Below are 276 nucleotides of genomic sequence, written 5' to 3'. Positions count from 1 at the left end.
TTGGTGATGTCTATTTTTCAAAAGACAATGGACTACTAGAAACACGACATGTTTTTTTGAATGGCAATGACCTTGAAACCAGACTGGGGGCTTTGCGTGATTTTGAGTATTTTTGTGTAGGTGAGACAGGTTTTGGTACAGGGCTCAATATTCTCGCCTTATGGCAACTTTGGCAACAGGTTCGTCCCGATAATCATAGTCACTTACACGTCATCAGCGTCGAAAAGTTCCCACTGTCTAAGCAAGATTTAATCCGTGCTTTAGCAGTCTGGTCTG

Annotated in this window: 1 pseudogene; it reads left to right on the top strand. The window is 42.4% G+C overall.

Annotated features, from left to right (window positions below):
- Positions 1 to 276: pseudogene (locus FLQ44_RS18065) on the top strand (bifunctional tRNA (5-methylaminomethyl-2-thiouridine)(34)-methyltransferase MnmD/FAD-dependent 5-carboxymethylaminomethyl-2-thiouridine(34) oxidoreductase MnmC); the annotation flags it as partial.

This window comes from Vogesella mureinivorans, from assembly GCF_007644035.1.
Taxonomy (GTDB): Bacteria; Pseudomonadota; Gammaproteobacteria; order Burkholderiales; family Chromobacteriaceae; genus Vogesella; species Vogesella mureinivorans.
This window is presented reverse-complemented; position numbering and strand designations above follow the sequence as displayed.